This is a genomic window from Streptomyces sp. NPDC007872 (assembly GCF_042868165.1).
GTDB lineage: Bacteria > Actinomycetota > Actinomycetes > Streptomycetales > Streptomycetaceae > Streptomyces.
The window spans coordinates 266358-280718 of record NZ_JBIAEA010000007.1 but is presented as its reverse complement, the minus strand read 5'-3'; the positions used below and the strand labels follow the sequence as shown (position 1 = coordinate 280718).

Annotated in this window: 15 protein-coding genes and 1 tRNA gene; 10 read left to right on the top strand and 6 right to left on the bottom strand. The window is 74.1% G+C overall.

Features of this window, described 5'->3' with window-relative positions; genetic code table 11:
• Window positions 1-44 precede the first annotated feature (44 nt).
• The 6 genes from ACFYNX_RS25180 to ACFYNX_RS25155 all read left to right on the top strand — a co-directional run bounded on the left by ACFYNX_RS25180 (window position 45) and on the right by ACFYNX_RS25155 (window position 4084).
• Window positions 45-566 (top strand): isochorismatase family protein, encoded by a 522-nt coding sequence (locus ACFYNX_RS25180; RefSeq protein WP_388664309.1) that lies wholly within the window; start codon window positions 45-47, stop codon window positions 564-566.
• Window positions 563-946 (top strand): (2Fe-2S) ferredoxin domain-containing protein, encoded by a 384-nt coding sequence (locus ACFYNX_RS25175; protein WP_388664307.1) that lies wholly within the window; start codon window positions 563-565, stop codon window positions 944-946. The genes ACFYNX_RS25180 and ACFYNX_RS25175 overlap by 4 nt, the downstream gene beginning before the upstream one ends.
• A 191-nt stretch (window positions 947-1137) precedes the next feature.
• Entirely contained in the window at window positions 1138-2100 is a 963-nt protein-coding gene (locus tag ACFYNX_RS25170; RefSeq protein ID WP_365540359.1) for a beta-ketoacyl-ACP synthase III, read from the top strand.
• 152 nt (window positions 2101-2252) lie between these two features.
• Window positions 2253-2882, top strand: coding sequence for a hypothetical protein (locus tag ACFYNX_RS25165; RefSeq protein WP_388664304.1), 630 nt, complete (start codon window positions 2253-2255; stop codon window positions 2880-2882).
• A gap of 136 nt (window positions 2883-3018) precedes the next feature.
• Window positions 3019-3675: a class F sortase gene (locus tag ACFYNX_RS25160; RefSeq protein WP_388664302.1), complete on the top strand. Its 657-nt coding sequence runs from the start codon at window positions 3019-3021 to the stop codon at window positions 3673-3675.
• Between the two features lie 324 nt (window positions 3676-3999).
• Window positions 4000-4084 (top strand) — tRNA-Leu (locus ACFYNX_RS25155).
• A 67-nt stretch (window positions 4085-4151) separates the two neighbouring features.
• Here ACFYNX_RS25155 and ACFYNX_RS25150 read toward each other — a convergent pair.
• The 3 genes from ACFYNX_RS25150 to ACFYNX_RS25140 form a co-directional block, all read right to left on the bottom strand.
• Complete coding sequence (locus ACFYNX_RS25150) at window positions 4152-4862, bottom strand: class I SAM-dependent methyltransferase (RefSeq protein ID WP_388664299.1); 711 nt, start codon at window positions 4860-4862, stop codon at window positions 4152-4154.
• Between the two features lie 35 nt (window positions 4863-4897).
• Complete coding sequence (locus ACFYNX_RS25145; RefSeq protein ID WP_388664540.1) at window positions 4898-5356, bottom strand: hypothetical protein; 459 nt, start codon at window positions 5354-5356, stop codon at window positions 4898-4900.
• A 77-nt stretch (window positions 5357-5433) separates the two neighbouring features.
• A complete protein-coding gene (locus tag ACFYNX_RS25140; RefSeq protein WP_388664538.1) occupies window positions 5434-5871 on the bottom strand; it encodes an ATP-binding protein in 438 nt (145 codons plus the stop codon).
• A gap of 263 nt (window positions 5872-6134) precedes the next feature.
• On the opposite strand from ACFYNX_RS25140, the gene ACFYNX_RS25135 reads away from it, so the two are divergent.
• From ACFYNX_RS25135 to ACFYNX_RS25125, 3 genes are all read left to right on the top strand, one after another.
• Window positions 6135-7010 (top strand): helix-turn-helix domain-containing protein, encoded by an 876-nt coding sequence (locus ACFYNX_RS25135; protein WP_388664297.1) that lies wholly within the window; start codon window positions 6135-6137, stop codon window positions 7008-7010.
• Window positions 7011-7247 (top strand): DUF397 domain-containing protein, encoded by a 237-nt coding sequence (locus ACFYNX_RS25130; protein ID WP_030215754.1) that lies wholly within the window; start codon window positions 7011-7013, stop codon window positions 7245-7247.
• 73 nt (window positions 7248-7320) lie between these two features.
• The gene (locus ACFYNX_RS25125; protein ID WP_388664295.1) at window positions 7321-8139 is read left to right on the top strand and encodes an SAM-dependent methyltransferase; all 819 of its coding nucleotides are present in this window, start codon (window positions 7321-7323) and stop codon (window positions 8137-8139) included.
• Between the two features lie 67 nt (window positions 8140-8206).
• On the opposite strand, the gene ACFYNX_RS25120 is transcribed toward ACFYNX_RS25125, so the two are convergent.
• Window positions 8207-10138 (bottom strand): M64 family metallopeptidase, encoded by a 1932-nt coding sequence (locus ACFYNX_RS25120; RefSeq protein ID WP_388664293.1) that lies wholly within the window; start codon window positions 10136-10138, stop codon window positions 8207-8209.
• Between the two features lie 85 nt (window positions 10139-10223).
• A complete protein-coding gene (locus ACFYNX_RS25115; RefSeq protein WP_388664291.1) occupies window positions 10224-11567 on the bottom strand; it encodes a 6-phospho-beta-glucosidase in 1344 nt (447 codons plus the stop codon).
• A 110-nt stretch (window positions 11568-11677) separates the two neighbouring features.
• Between ACFYNX_RS25115 and ACFYNX_RS25110 the strand changes: the two genes are divergently transcribed.
• Window positions 11678-12139 carry a YchJ family protein gene (locus ACFYNX_RS25110; RefSeq protein ID WP_388664289.1) on the top strand — a complete coding sequence of 154 codons (462 nt, stop codon included), beginning with the start codon at window positions 11678-11680 and terminating at the stop codon, window positions 12137-12139.
• Between the two features lie 18 nt (window positions 12140-12157).
• On the opposite strand, the gene ACFYNX_RS25105 is transcribed toward ACFYNX_RS25110, so the two are convergent.
• Window positions 12158-14251, bottom strand: coding sequence for an MDR family MFS transporter (locus ACFYNX_RS25105; RefSeq protein WP_365540348.1), 2094 nt, complete (start codon window positions 14249-14251; stop codon window positions 12158-12160).
• Window positions 14252-14361: the final 110 nt, after the last annotated feature.

Sequence of the window (14361 nt, the reverse complement as noted above, 5' to 3'; positions counted from 1 at the left end):
CCGGACGGGCCCTGGATGATCATCGGGGCCGCTACGGTGCTCCCATGCCCGCACTCGATCCCGGCCGCACCGCGCTCGTCCTCGTCGACCTCATGGAACGCATCGTCGCGCTGCCCCTCGCCCCCCGCCCCGGCACCGACGTCCTCGCCGCCTCCGCCCGGCTCGCCGACGCCTTCCGGGACGCCGGCGCGCCCGTCGTCCACCTCCGCGTCGAGCGCCCGAACACCGCCGTTCAGCCGCCCGGCAGCGAGCTCGTCCCCGACCTCGTACGGGACGGCGACCCGGTCGTCGTCAAGCGCACCATCGGCGGCTTCCAGGACACCGGCCTCCACGAGCTGCTCTCCGGCCTCGGCGCCACCACCCTCGTCCTCGGCGGCATCGCCACCAACCTCGGCGTCGAGTCCACCGCCCGCGCCGCCTGCGACCTCGGCTACGAACTCGTCTTCGCCGAGGACGCCATGTCCGCCCTCACCGCCGACGAGCACCGCGCCTCCGTCGCCCTCGACTTCCCCCGCCTCGGCACGGTCGCCCCCGTCGCCGCGATCACCCTGGACGGCCCGGAGTGACCCCGGTGCCGATACGGTACGGGGCCCGCCCCTGCTCCCTCGTCGTCTGCCGCGGCTGCTGCTGCGGCGACGCCCGCAAGAACCCCGGCACCGACCACGAGGCCCAGCTCGCCCGGCTCCGCGAGGCCGCCGCGGCCTCCGGCGGCCGGCTGGCCGTCCGCACCAGCGACTGCCTCGGCCCCTGCGCCCAGGCCAACATCGTCGTGGTGCAGCCCTCCACCGAGGGCCGGCGGCGCGGCGGACGGGCCGCGTGGGTCGGGTTCACCCTGGACGACGACTGCCTCGACGACATCCTCGCCTGGGCGGAGGCCGGCGGCCCCGGCATCGCCCCGCCCCCGGCGACCCTGGTCCTCCAGATGGTCGACCCGCCGAAGAACTGAGCCGCGTCCGGGTCCGTGCGGAACCCGCGGGGCACGGACCCGGACGGCGCCCGTGCCCCCCACGGGCCCTTGTCACGGTCGGCCAAGCGGTACGGGCGAATGTTGGTGGTTTACGTCACCGGTTACCCATCAGTCGCTGACGAGACTGGGTGGTCCTGCCGGACGACCGATCACCTAGGGGGACCCTGAGCATGACGGGCACTCGCATTGCCGCGCTCGGGCACTACCAGCCCGCCAAGGTGCTGACCAACCACGACCTCGCCGCACTCGTCGACACCGACGACGCGTGGATCACCAGCCGGGTCGGCATCCGCACCCGGCACGTCGCGGGCCCCGACGAGCCCGTGGACGAACTCGCCGCGCACGCCGCGGGCAAGGCCCTGGCCGCCGCCGGCCTCGTCCCCGACGACATCGACATGGTCCTCGTCGCCACCTCCACCGCGATCGACCGCTCGCCGAACACGGCCGCCCGCGTCGCCGCCCGCCTCGGCATGACCGGGCCCGCCACCCTCGACCTCAACGTGGTCTGCGCCGGCTTCACCCACGCCCTGGCCACCGCCGACCACGCCGTGCGGGCCGGCGGGGCCCGCCGGGTCCTGGTGATCGGCGCCGACAAGATGACCGAGGTGACCGACTGGACGGACCGCACCACCTGCGTCCTCGTCGGCGACGGCGCGGGCGCCGCGATCGTCGAGGCCGTCGGGCCCACCGGCGACGGGGACGGACCCGCCCCGGGCATCGGCCCCGTCCTGTGGGGCTCGGTCCCGGAGATGGGACACGCCGTCCGCATCGAGGGCACCCCGCCCCGCTTCGCCCAGGAGGGCCAGAGCGTCTACCGCTGGGCGACCCAGCAGCTCCCCGCCCTCGCCCGCAAGGCCTGCGAGCGCTCCGGCGTCACCCCCGAGGAGCTCGCGGGCGTGGTCCTCCACCAGGCCAACCTGCGCATCATCGAGCCGCTCGCCGCGAAGATCGGGGCCGTCAACGCGGTCGTGGCCCGTGACGTCGTCGACTCCGGCAACACCTCCGCCGCCTCGATCCCGCTGGCCCTGTCCAAGCTGGTCGAGCGCGGCGAACTGCCCTCCGGCGCCCCGGTCCTGCTCTTCGGCTTCGGCGGCAACCTCTCGTACGCGGGCCAGGTGGTCCGGGTCCCGTAACGGACCCCGGGGCGGGGAGGCGCCCGTGCCCCGTTCGGCGGAGACCGGTGGCGGCGCGCCGGAGGCGGACCTAGCTTCGAACGCGGTGAGGGTCGTGTTTCCGGAAGCGGAACCGCTCCGCGTCCGGGCCCTCCCGCGACTGGAGGAACGCCATGCGCGCGATACGCGGTGCCGTCTTCGCCGCCCTGCTCGGCGGCGCCGCCGTGATGACGGCGGGCCCGGCGGCCCTGGCGGTCGAGGACGACGGCACCATCACGTCGTTCGGCTTCTCCGTCACCCCCGCGACGGTCGCCCCCGGCGGCACCGTCACCCTCACGTCCGAGGGCTGCGAGGAGCCGTCCGTGACGGTCACCTCCGGCGTGTTCGACACCGTGACCCTCGCGGAGGGCCGCCCGGGCACCGCGACCGTGGACGCCGAGGCCGAGGCCGGCACCCAGTACGAGATCACCTTCGACTGCAAGGGCGAACGCGGCACCACCACCCTGACCGTCACCGGGGGCGGCGCCCGGGAACACGACACCGGCCTCACGGACCCCGCCGAGCCGGTCGTTCCCGTCGGACCCGCCGAACCCGTCGACCCCACCGAGGCCGGAGGCACCGGCGGATACGACACCGGCGACCGCCCCGGCACCCACACCGGGGCCCAGAAGGGCGTGAAGGCCGGGTACGGGACCGACGGGCTCGGTACGGCCGAGGTGGTGACGGGCGTCCTGCTCATCGCCGGCGCGCTCGGCTCCGCCGTCGTCCTGACCCGCCGCCGCACCGCCGACGGCCGCCTCTGACGGCCCCTCCGCCCCGGTGTGACGAGGTCCGGGGCGGAGGGGCGCCATGCGCGACCGCACGACCGCCCGATCACCGCGGTCGTGCGGTCGTCGCGGTCGTGATGGACATGTGGTCGTCATCGTGAGGAGAACGGACGTGGGGCGAGCGGACAGCACGGGCCGGCACGGCGCCTGGGGCCTCGTCGCGGTCGTCCTCCTCGTGGGGGTGCACCTCGTGCGCGGCGGTGCGGAGGAGCTGCGGGCGGCGGACCCGCCGCAGCCCCTCGCCGCGGCCGCCCCCGACGGCGCCCGCGCCGACGCCGCCGTCCTCGCCCCCGTGTCCGTACCCGACCCGCTGCCCGCCTCGCCCCCGGCCCGGGTCCGCGTCCCGGCCGTCCGCGTCGACGCGCCCGTCACGGCGGTCGGGCTCGACGCCGACGGCTGGATCGAGGCCCCGCCGCCGGAGGACGACCGGCTCGCGGGCTGGTTCACCGGCGCGGTCACCCCCGGCGAACGCGGCACCGCCGTCGTCGTCGGCCACGTCGACACCCCGGGAGGACCGGCCGTCTTCTACGCACTCGGCGCCCTCCGCGGGGGCAGCCGCGTCGAGGTCCTCCGCCGCGACGGCAGGACCGCCGTCTTCACCGTGTACGGGGTCGAGGTCGTCCCCAAGGAGGGATTCCCCGCCCGGCGGGTCTACGCCGACTCCGGCCGTCCCGAGCTGCGCCTGATCACCTGCGGCGGCACGTTCACGCAGGAGAGCGGCTACGCGGGCAACGTGGTGGTCTCGGCCCGGCTGACCGGGGTCCGCTGATCCGCTCGCCGCCGCCCCGGGGAGGGGACCCGGGCCGACCTGACGGACTCCCTCCGAAGCATTGGCCCGGACCACGGGACGGTCGCCAAGGTGGCTCCCACGGAGCCGGCGTCGGGGGGCGTCGGGCTCTTACGGCCCCGCACCACTCTCCGTGCGCGAAGGGGCACCCGTCGCGCGCACGTCCGGACAATCCGGGCCGGACCGGGGTCGAAGGGGCCGTCCCACCCCACTGACCACGGAAAACGCTGGTGAAAGGCGCCTGAAACCCCTGGTAGAGTTATCTCTGTCGCCGCGGGGGAAACCCCGAAACGACACACACACCCGGTCCGGGTGGCGGAATGGCAGACGCGCTAGCTTGAGGTGCTAGTGCCCTTTATCGGGCGTGGGGGTTCAAGTCCCCCCTCGGACACAGAGAAGAAGTGCCGGTCGATCTCGCATCGACCGGCACTTCTCGTATGCGGCCTCTTCCCGCCCTCTCACACCTTCCGCGCCACCACCAGCCGGCACACCGGGCTGCCGTCCTCGCGTCGGCCCAGGGACTCGACCGGGACGTGGGTGACCTCGAAGCCGGTCGCCTCCAGGCGGGCGCGGACGTCCGGGAGGCGGAAGGTGCGGTAGTACATGACGAAGGGCGGGCGCCGGAGCGCGTTCCTGACCCGCATCGCCGCGTCGAAGCCCCACAGGATCCAGTAGGGGCGCGAGCCGACGCGCGGCGGGGCCGGGAGGGGGAAGGCGAAGGTGCCGCCCGGGCGGAGGGAGGCGTGGACCTGGCCGAAGAGGACGCGCTGTTCCTCCGGCAGGAAGTGGCCGAAGGCGCCGAAGCTGACCGCCAGGTCGAAGGCGGGGCCGAAGGGCAGGTCCAGGGCGTCGGCGCGGACCAGGTCGGCGTCCGGGTGGGCGCGGCGGGCCTCGGCCAGCATGCCCGTACTGAAGTCGACCCCCGTGATCCGGCCCGCGCAGACCGCGCGGAGGACGCCGAGCCCCGCGCCGGTGCCGCAGCAGACGTCGAGGCCCGAGTCGAACGGGCCGAGGGCCTCCAGGGTGCGGGTCACCGCGTCCAGGAGCCGGTCGGAGGTGCGGAAGGGGGTCGCGTCGAACTTGTGCGCGAGCAGGTCGTAGCCGTGCTCCACCGAGGAGAGGGCCTGGACGGTCAGTTCGCGGAGCGTCGGACCCTGCGGAGTGAACATGACCCCCGACCCTATGCCGTGGCGGACCGTGTGCGTCAGAGCGCGCTGCGCACCGAGGACGCCGACCAGGCCGGGGCGACGCCCGTCAGTTGGCAGGTCAGCAGGTACAGGGGGATCGGCGGCGTGTAGGGCGAGGTGCCGTCGGGGTGGTGGATCAGCCGGGGCCGGCGGTCCGGGATCACCGCACCGGACGCGTAGCAGGCGGGCAGCGGCCAGGTCAGGTCCAGGTCGGAGCCGGCCGGGACGAGCCACCACCACCAGTCGGCGTCGGCGTAGACGCAGCCGTTGACGGGCAGCCGGGAGAGGATCTTGAAGCCGAAGCGGGCCGGGACCCCGACGGCGTCGCGGCCGAGGCCGGTGCGCAGGTCGGCGGGGACGGCGAGCCGGGTGGTGGCGTCCGGCCGCCGGGAGCGGGCGGGGTCCGCCGGACCCCGGCCCCCGCGGGAGGGGGCGTCCGCGGCGCGGCGGTCGTCCCGTTCGAGACGGAGTTCCAGGGGGCGGCCGGCGGCCGGGACCAGGCCGAGGCCGGAGTGGCGGCGGGCCCGCGGCAGCATGCGGTCCGCCATCGACCTCAGCACGCTTCCCCCGTGCCGTGGGCCAGCTCGGCCCAGACGGTCTGCGACGTGCCGTGGCCGGTGCGCTCGGCGCCCCACGCGCTGCACAGCGCGTCGACGATGATCAGCCCGCGGCCGCGCTCGTCCTCGCCGCAGTCGCGGATCCGCGGCCCCGCCGGGCCGCCCTCGTCCCGCACCGCTATCCGCAGCTTCTCCTCGCCCTCGCGGAGCTCGCAGACGAACCGGCCGCTGGCGGTGTGCACGACGGCGTTGGTGACCAGCTCCGAGACGATCAGGGAGACGGTGTCGCGTATCTCGGGACCGCAGCCCCAGATGATGAGCCGTTCCTCCGCGAGGCGCCGGGCCCGCGCGACCGACGCCGTGAGGGCCGGAAGCTCGAAGGCGAAGCGCCGCACGGCGCCGGTATCGGTCTGGGGCTGCGGGCGCTGGGCCATGACGCGGGGACTCATGAGACCTGAAGGCTGCGCGTTACCAGAAGCCACGACCGGTTCCTCACAACAGTGGGCAGGACTTGCCGTACGGCGCCGCGCCGGGGCGCGGAGGCGCACGACGGCAGCGTGTACTGGTTCACCGGAACACTGTCCTCCTGCGTCGGACACTTGGCAAGTGGCACTCTGGAAATTGCAGAGTGCCGTGTTCTCTCCGGCCCGGCTTCGTGGCACACTCGTCGAAAACGGCGCGTCGGGGAGGTCTGGGAGTGAGCGAGCCGCGGTCCGCCCCCACGGTGGGACAGGTCGTCCTCGGAAAGCGGTTGCAGGACCTGCGCGAGCGGGCCGGCATGAAGAGGGAAGAGGCCGCGAAGATCCTCCGGGTGGCCCCGGCCACCGTCCGGCGGATGGAGACCGCCGAAGTCGCGCTGAAGATCCCGTACGTCCAGCTCCTGCTCAAGGAGTACGGGATCACGGACTCCGAGGCCGAGGGCTTCGTCGCCCTCGCGGAGGAGGCCAACCTCCCCGGCTGGTGGCAGCGGTTCCACGACGTGCTGCCCGGCTGGTTCTCCATGTACGTCAGCCTGGAGGGGGCCGCGAGCCTCATCCGGGCGTACGAGCCCCAGTTCGTCCCCGGTCTGCTCCAGACCGAGGAGTACGCCCGTGCCATTCTGCGCAGCGGGGCGGTCGGAGGCGGCACCGACGCCGCCAGGGAAGAGGACACCGAGCGGCATGTAGCCCTGCGGATGGAGCGCCAGTCCCTGCTGCTGAGGGACGACGCCCCCAAGTTCTGGGTGATCATGGACGAGACGGTGTTCCGCCGGCCGGTCGGTGACGGGCCCGAAGTGATGCGCGACCAGCTCGACCGGCTGCTCGAAGCGTCCGAGCTGCCGAACGTCACCCTGCAGATCGCGGAGTTCGCGTCCGGCCACCACCCCGGCACCTACGGACCGTTCGTCCTCTTCCGCTTCGCCGTGCCCGAACTCCCGGACATGGTCTACAGCGAGTACCTGACCGGCGCCGTCTACCTCGACGCGCGTCCCGAGGTGGCGTCCCACCTGGAGGTCATGGACCGCATGGCGGCTCAGGCCGCGACTGCACAACGCACGAAGGAGATTCTCCGGAATCTCCGCAAGGAGCTGTGAATGGATCGCATATACAACGGCATGCCCGCCGCGGAGCTCGGTGCCGAGGGATGGCACAAGCCCTGGAGCGGCGGGAACGGGGGCAACTGCGTGGAGGCCATGAAGCTGGCCGACGGCAGGGTCGCCGTGCGACAGTCCGCAGACCCTGAAGGACCCGCGCTCATCTACACCCACGGGGAGATCGAAGCCTTCATCCGGGGAGCGAAATCCGGTCAGGCCGACTTTCTGCTCACCTAACCCTTCCGTCCCGCCCCTCCCGTCACGTACCTCTTGCCGTAGCGCCACTCGTTCATCCCGACCAGGAGAGCCGATGACCCAGGACCCCGCAGCCCCGCGGACCGAGATACGCATCGACACCAGCAAGCCGCATCCGGCACGCATGTACGACTGGTTCCTGGGCGGCAAGGACAACTACCCGGTCGACGAGGCGATGGCCCGTCAGCTCCTCACCGTCGACGCCCGGGGCCGGGACATGGCCCGGGTCAACCGGGCCTTCATGCACCGCGCCATCCGCTGGCTCAGCGCCCACGGCGTCCGCCAGTTCCTGGACATCGGCACCGGCATCCCCACCGAGCCCAACCTGCACCAGATCGCGCAGGAGGCCGCGCCGGAGGCCCGCATCGTCTACTGCGACAACGACCCCATCGTGCTCGCGCACGCGGCCGCCCTGCTGCGCTCGACCCCCGAGGGGGCCACCGAGTACATCCAGGCGGACGCCCGCGAGCCCGAGGTCATCCTCGAAAGGGCCGGGAAGGTCCTTGACTTCGACCAGCCGATCGCGCTGTCCATGCTCGCCCTGCTGCACTTCGTCGGGGACGAGGACGGCGCGTACGAGCTGGTCTCCAAGCTCGTCGACCAGCTCGCGCCGGGCAGCTACCTCGTCCTCTCCCACGTCACCGGGGACTTCAACCCCGAGGGAGCGGCGCAGGCGGCCGCCATGTACAAGGCGCGCGGGCTGACCCTGCGGCCCCGCTCGCGCGACGAGCTGGCCGCGTTCTTCGACGGCATGGAGTTCGTCGAGCCGGGCGTCTCGCTCACCGCCGAGTGGCACCCGGAGCTGGGCGAGCCCGTCTCGGTCCCGGGCGACGAGCCCATCCCGGGCTGGGCCGGCGTGGCCCGCAAGCCCTGACCCCACCCCGTACGAACGGCGCGAACGGCGGCCCCGCGGACCCACCGGTCCACGGGGCCGGCCCGTCTCAGCCCCTCGGCGGCACCAGCGTCACCAGGAAGCTCCGCACCGGGCCCTCGTTCCCGGCCGCGTCGACCGCGCGGTACTCGACGGTGTGGGTGCCGTGGTCCGGGGTGGCGTCGTCCCACGGCACCGCCCGGCTCCGGCCCAGCTTCCCGTACACGAGGCCGTCGATCACCGTGCCGCCCGGTGAGAAGCGGAAGGGCGCGTCCGCGTCCGTCGGCCAGCCGTAGTACGTGTACCAGCCGTCGCCGTCGACCCGGAAGCGGCTCACCACCGCGCCCTCCCGGTCGTCCCGCGCGGTCAGCCGCATCGTGAACGCCCCGTCGTAGACGTATTCCACCGGCCGCCCCGGCCGCCGCACCGTGCGCAGCGGCTCCGACAGCTCGTACGCGGCCGTGGCCGGGCGGGCGTCGACCGTCCACCGCAACTCCTGGCCCGTGACCGCGAGTCGCCCCGTGTCCGCGAGCCGGGCCGTGAGCACATGGCTCCCCGGGGCGATCCGCAGCGCGCCCAGGTCCAGGTCGCGGTCGTTGCGGTCGCCCGTCGCCACGGGACGCCCGTCGAGGCGCCAGCGCACGGCCGGGGTGCCGTCCACCGCGTGGGTGGTGTCCGCGTGGACGACGCTCCGGGCGCCGACGGGGGAGCCGGTCGGGGTGTGCCCGGTGAACGCCGCCCCGGACGGCTCCCGCGCGGTGACGACCGAGGGGTCCACCGTCCAGCGGACGGTCCGGGTGAGCGCCTCGGAGGCGCGGACCGCCGGGTCGCGGACGAACGGCGTCGGATCGGTGACCGTCGCCGTCAGCGCGTGCGGGCCGGGGGAGAGGCGGAGCCCCCGCAGGTCGACGGTGCGGGCGCCGCGCGTGTCCAGGGCCCGCCCGTCCAGCCGCCAGGTCACGGCGAGTTCACCGCCCACCGGGTGCAGGACGTCCACCCACACCGACCGGTCCGCCCCGATCGGTGCCGCGTTCGGCGTGTGGTCCTGGACCAGGTTCACCTTCGCCGCGATCGCCCGGACCATCACCTCGCGCTCCACCTGGTCGAAGGCGTAGCCGAGGGTCTTCATCAGGGAGTGGCGGCTCGGCCGCCAGACCCCCGCCGTGCTGTACAGGCCGCCTTCGTACCGGCCGATCACCCCGCCGGACTCGCTCTCCTCGCCCAGCCAGCGCCACCACTTGGCCCGCTGCTCCCGCATCTGCCCTTCGCTCAGGAGCGTGTGGTGGGCGGAGGCCGGCTCCGGGCCGGAGTACGTCCCGCCCGGCACCCCGCGCGCGTAGTAGTCGTACTCGTCCTGGAGGCCGCCGAGCGAGTGCCCGAGCTCGTGCGGGGTGATGAGGGCGGAGAGCGCGTTGCCGCCGGACGCGGTCGCGTAACCGCCTCCCGCGCCGCCGTAGGTGGAGCTGTGGGCGAGGGCGACGACGTGCCGGTTGGCGGCGCTCGTACCGGGGACGAGGTCGGCGAGCGCGGCGGCCTTGCGGCCGTCGACGGTCAGCAGCCGCTGCACGCTGCCCGGGTCGCAGCCGCCCCAGAAGCCCATGTCGAGGACCGTGTCGCGGGCGGGCGCGTCGAGCCCCGGGTCGCAGTCCACCCCGGACTCCGCCGAAGGGGCCTCCACCGCCCACACGTTGACGTACGAGCGGTAGGAGGCGAACGGCTCGACGCTCCACAGGGTGTTCAGGTGCCGTTCGAGGTCCGCCCGGAACTCCGGCATCTCCCCGGCGGTGTAGCCGTCGCCCATGAACACCAGGTTGAACCGCCGCTCCGCGGGTCCGGAGGTCTGCACGGGGACGACGACCGGCCCTCCGGCGGAGGCCGGCCGCTCGCCGGGCACTCCCGTCTCCGCCGCCGCCGGCACCGTTCCCACGAGCCCGGCGGCCAGCAGACAGGCGGCGACGAGCCGGGCCGCGCCCCGCCGAACTCCCTTGTTCCGTAAGGTCATGGGGCGCGAGCCTAGGCCGCGCCCCCGCCCTCGCGGAAGACGTCCGTCGGCCGTGTCGGACGGCCGTACGGGGGGCGCCGGTGGCTCAGCGCCGCAGGTACGCGAGCCCCGGGTGCGCCGCCGCGTACCCCTCCACGAGCCGGCGGGCCACCGCGACCGAGTCCACCAGCGGGTGCAGCGCGAAGGCCTTGACCGCCGTCTCCCGCGAGCCGCCCTCCGCCGCCGCGAGCACCTCCCGCTCCACCGCCTTCACGGCCGTCACCAGGCCGACGGCGTGGTACGGCAGCGGGGCCACGGCCACCGGCCGGGCGCCGTTCGCGTCGACCAGGCAGGGCACCTCGATCACCGCGTCCGCGTCGAGCACGGAGAGCGTCGTGCCGTTGCGCACGTTGAGGATCAGCGTCGTCCGCTCGTCGCGCGCGATGGCCCGCATGAGGGCCAGCGCCACCTTCTCGTAGCCGCCCGACTCCAGGTCCTCCTCGTCGCGCTCCCCGACCCCGGCGGCCTCCCGGTTGGCGGCCATGTAGGTGGCCTCCCGGTCCGCGAGCGTGCGGTGCCAGGCGGCCAGGGCAGGGGTGCCGGGCCTGCCCATCTCCTCGTAGAAGGCGCCCTGCTGGTCGCGCAGGTACGCGCCGCGCGTCCGCCCGGCGCTCCGGTAGGCGTGCACCGCCTCCCGGTTGAAGTAGTAGTAGTGCAGGTACTCGTTGGGGACCGCGCCGAGCGAGCGCAGCCACTCCGGGCCGAAGAGCCGGCCCTCCTCGAAGGAGCCGAGCGCCTCCTCGTCGGCGAGCAGCCGGGGCAGCTCGTCCCGGCCGCCGACCCGCAGCCCCCGCAGCCAGCCCAGGTGGTTGAGGCCCACGTAGTCGATCCAGGCCTCGTCCGGGTCCGCGCCCAGGATCCGGGCGACCCGGCGGCCCAGGCCCACGGGGGAGTCGCAGATGCCGACGACCCGGTCGCCGAGGACCCGGGACATCGCCTCCGTGACCAGGCCCGCCGGGTTGGTGAAGTTGATGACCCAGGCGTCCGGGGCGAGTTCCGCGACCCGCCGGGCGATGTGCGTCGCGACGGGCACGGTCCGCAGGCCGTACGCGATCCCGCCCGCCCCCACCGTCTCCTGCCCGAGCACCCCTTCGGCGAGCGCGATCCGCTCGTCCGCCGCCCTGCCCTCCAGGCCGCCGACCCGGATGGCCGAGAACACGAAGTCCGTCCCGCGCAGCGCCTCGTCCAGGTCCGTCGTCACCGTCACCGCCGGCGCGTCCGGCACCCCCTCGGCCTGGTCCGCGAGGACCCGCGCGACGGCGGAGAGCCGCCCCTCGTCGAGGTCGTACAGGGTGACCCGGGTGACCCGCCCCTCGGCGTGGTCGCCGAGCAGGGCGCCGTACACCAGCGGCACCCGGAATCCGCCGCCTCCGAGAATCGTCAGTTCCATGCCCGTACGCTACTCGGACGCCCCCGCCGGGACCCCGCGCACACGGGCCGGGACCGGGCGGGGCGGCGGCTGGAACCGGGTGGGGCGGCGGCCGGGGGACAATGGGAGCCATGTCCCGACGCAAGCCCCGCCCCCGCACCGCACCCCGTACCGCCCCGCCCCCCGCCGCCCCTTCCGTCACCCCGGAATCGCCCTGCCCCTGCGGTCTCGACGCCGCGTACGGCGCGTGCTGCGGCCGCTTCCATTCGGGTGCGGGCGGCACGGCCCCCACCGCCGAGCTCCTGATGCGCTCCCGCTACAGCGCCTTCGTCGTCCGCGACGAGGCCTGTCTGCTGCGCACCTGGGCGCCGGAGACGCGGCCGGCCGAGGTCGACTTCGACCCGGGGCTGCGCTGGACAGGCCTGGAGATCGAGGCGACCACCGAGGGCACCGCCTTCCACCGGCGCGGCACCGTCACCTTCACGGCCCGCTACGTCCACGGCGGCGCCCCGGGCGCTCTGCGCGAGCGCAGCCGCTTCGCCCGCCACGAGGGGGCGTGGGTGTACGTGGACGGGGACGTCGCCGACGAGTAGCCCCGGGCCCGGCGGGTCTCAGCGGGCCCCCGCCGCCACGCGCGACCCCGAGCGCGGGATGCCGCTCGCCAGGTCCTCCGCGACGATCTTCTTCGCGATGGCGTCCGTCGCCACCCGCAGCTCGGGCCCGCTGGGCCGGCCGCGCTCCCGCTCGACGCGGTCGGCCAGCCAGGACCCCCAGGCGTGCGTGATGACCCGCGCCTCCCGTTCGCCCGCCGGGGTGTGGGAGAACAGGTTGCCGTCGCGGGTGAGGAAGCCCTCGTCGACCATCCGGTCGAAGACCGGCAGGAGCACCTCCGGCGGCACCCGCCGCCCGGCCGCGATCAGGCCGAGGCTTGCGTGCCCGACGGTCCGGGTGTACAGCTCGACCTGCATCACCGCCCACGCGCCGGCCGCGTCGAGCCGGGTGTCGGACGTGTCGACGATCCGCCGGGCCGTGTCCGGGCCGGTGCGGCGCAGGATCCGCCCGACGGACAGTTCGAGGAGCTTCGCCGAGTCGCCGGACGTGGTGGGCGACGCGAAGCCCTCGCCCATGTCGGGGGCGGCGGCGCGCGCCGAGTCCCGCAGCTTCACCTGCTTGAGGAAGAGCGCCACGACGAAGCCCACGGCGGCGACGGGCACGGTCCACAGGAAGACGGTGTGGAGGGTGTCGGCGTAGGCGTTCACGATCGGCTCCGCGACCGCGTCCGGCAGGCCGTGCACCCCGGCCGGGCTCTGCGCGGCCCGTCCGACGGCGGCCGGGTCGAGCCCGAGGCCCCCGGCGACGGCGGAGGCCTCCCCGACCCCGGTCGTGAGGCGGGGCGCCAGGGAGTTGGCGTAGATCGTGCCGAAGACGGCGGTGCCGAAGGAGCTGCCGAGCGTACGGAAGAAGGTGACGCCGGAGGTGGCGGTGCCCAGGTCGGCGTAGTCGACGGTGTTCTGCACGGCGATGGTCAGGACCTGCATGCACAGGCCGATGCCGGTGCCGAGGACGAACATGTACAGGGACGCGAGCCAGGTGCTCGTCCCCGGCTCCATCAGCGAGAGCAGATAGAGGCCCACGCCCATCACCAGGCAGCCGGCGACGGGGAAGATCCGGTAGTGGCCCGTCTTGCTGACCACGTTGCCGCTGAAGATCGACGCGATGAGCAGTCCGACGACCATGGGCAGGGTGCGGATGCCGGAGACGGTCGCGGAGTCCCCGTCGACGTACTGGAGGTAGGTCGGCAGGAAGGTCATCGCGCCGAGCATGGCGAAGCCGACCACGAAGCTGAGCACGGAGCAGACCGTGAAGACGGGGTTCCCGAAGAGGCGCATGGGCAGCATCGGTTCGGCCGCCCGGGTCTCCACCCGGCAGAAGAGGGCCAGGGCGACGATCCCGCCCGCGAAGAGCCCGATGATGACGCCGGAGCCCCAGGCGTACTCGTTCCCGCCCCAGCTCGTGGCCAGGATCAGGGCGCTGGACCCGACGGCGACGAGCGCGATGCCGGCGTAGTCGATGACCGGCCTGCTCGCCGAGCGGACGGAGGGGATCGTGCGGGCGGCGGCGATCACGACCAGGATCGCGACGGGCACGTTGACGTAGAAGGCCCAGCGCCAGCTCAGGTGGTCGGTGAACAGACCGCCGAGGAGCGGGCCGATGACGGTGGAGACGCCGAACACGGCGCCGATCGCGCCCTGGTACTTGCCGCGTTCGCGCAGCGGGATCACGTCCGCGATGAGCGCCATCGAGGTGACCATCAGACCGCCGGCGCCGATGCCCTGGAGGCCGCGCCAGACGATGAGCAGCGTCATGTTGGTGGCGAGTCCGCAGAGGAACGAGCCGGTGATGAAGACGACCGCGGAGATCTGGAAGATCACCTTGCGGCCGAAGAGGTCGCCGAACTTGCCGACGAGGACGGTCGCGACGGTCTCGGCGAGCAGGTACGAGGTGACCACCCAGGACATGTGGGCGGCGCCGCCCAGGTCCGCGACGATCGTGGGCAGGGCGGTGCCGACGATCGTCTGGTCGAGGGCGGCGAGGAGGACGCCCAGCATGATCGTGCCGAAGACGATGTTGCGGCGGCGTCTGTCGAGCACGGGCGGTTCGGTGGCGGCCGGGGGCGCGGGCGCTGCGTCGCTGGTCGTGGTCACCCTCGCAGCGTCACACCGGCCCCGCCCCCACGCATGCGGGGGACGGCCGGACAGGTGTGTCGTCCCGTCACGGCTCCGGGCACGGACGCGCCGGGCCCCCCTCGGACCCC

Coding starts and splice junctions, on each gene's coding strand:
- ACFYNX_RS25140 (WP_388664538.1), bottom strand. CDS start 5,871: ATGGCCCAGCGCCCGCAGCCCCAGACCGATACCGGCGCCGTGCGGCGC.
- ACFYNX_RS25120 (WP_388664293.1), bottom strand. CDS start 10,138: ATGACCTTACGGAACAAGGGAGTTCGGCGGGGCGCGGCCCGGCTCGTC.
- ACFYNX_RS25150 (WP_388664299.1), bottom strand. CDS start 4,862: ATGTTCACTCCGCAGGGTCCGACGCTCCGCGAACTGACCGTCCAGGCC.
- ACFYNX_RS25165 (WP_388664304.1), top strand. CDS start 2,253: ATGCGCGCGATACGCGGTGCCGTCTTCGCCGCCCTGCTCGGCGGCGCC.
- ACFYNX_RS25125 (WP_388664295.1), top strand. CDS start 7,321: ATGACCCAGGACCCCGCAGCCCCGCGGACCGAGATACGCATCGACACC.
- ACFYNX_RS25180 (WP_388664309.1), top strand. CDS start 45: ATGCCCGCACTCGATCCCGGCCGCACCGCGCTCGTCCTCGTCGACCTC.
- ACFYNX_RS25130 (WP_030215754.1), top strand. CDS start 7,011: ATGGATCGCATATACAACGGCATGCCCGCCGCGGAGCTCGGTGCCGAG.
- ACFYNX_RS25110 (WP_388664289.1), top strand. CDS start 11,678: ATGTCCCGACGCAAGCCCCGCCCCCGCACCGCACCCCGTACCGCCCCG.
- ACFYNX_RS25115 (WP_388664291.1), bottom strand. CDS start 11,567: ATGGAACTGACGATTCTCGGAGGCGGCGGATTCCGGGTGCCGCTGGTG.
- ACFYNX_RS25170 (WP_365540359.1), top strand. CDS start 1,138: ATGACGGGCACTCGCATTGCCGCGCTCGGGCACTACCAGCCCGCCAAG.